At 37.7% G+C, this 664-nt stretch carries 1 protein-coding gene; it reads left to right on the top strand.

The genetic code is table 11. From position 1 onward, the window contains the following. Positions 1 to 583, top strand: a 583-nt coding sequence (locus BG260_RS12520) for a DUF6155 family protein (protein ID WP_218089776.1), incomplete at its 5' end; no start/stop codon positions are given. Positions 584 to 664: the final 81 nt, after the last annotated feature.

The raw sequence follows: 664 nt of genomic DNA, 5'->3' as shown, positions 1-664 counted from the left end.
ACCGTTATGTGTTTTTTACAAACTCAATAATTTCATGAAACGATCTCCTTCAATTAAGACACTCATTAAAGATCTTGAACCTGACGAGCTTCGTGAAGTAATTCTTGAGTTAAGTAAACTTTCACCGAAGAACAAGCAATTTTTAAAGCTTTACTTACAGAGTTCTGATGCTGTTGATCTTGAATCCATTGTCAATGAAGCAAAGAAAAAGATTCATGGGCATTTTTATGGTCGATCAATGTTTCCAAAAGTAGATTTGTCCAACGCCCGAAAGGCAGTAAATGAGTACAGTAAAGTATTGAAAGAATATCCAAGTCAGGTAGCGGACCTGAAACTTTACTACGTAGAGGTCGGTACTGAGATAACCAATGATTTCGGTGATCTGAATGAAGGATTTTATTCGTCATTGGAGTCAATGTTTGAAGGCTTTTGCAAACAGATAAAAAAGTATCCTGTATATTTTAACCAGTTCGAAGATCGGGTGCATGAATTACAATTTGCTTGCCAAAATATAGGCTGGGGATATTGCGATGTAATTAATGATCTAGCGTTCGAGTTGGAAGAGGCAGCACAAACCAACTAAAACACATAACCAGCATTTCCTGCGGACGTGCAAGCGTTTTTTGCTTGACTTCAAAATTGAATACCACGCCGCAGAAATGCC

Source organism: Rhodohalobacter halophilus, from assembly GCF_001715195.1.
GTDB classification, from domain to species: domain Bacteria; phylum Bacteroidota; class Rhodothermia; order Balneolales; family Balneolaceae; genus Rhodohalobacter; species Rhodohalobacter halophilus.
The sequence above is the reverse complement of the archived record's forward strand: the minus strand, read 5'-3'. Positions and strand labels throughout refer to the sequence as shown.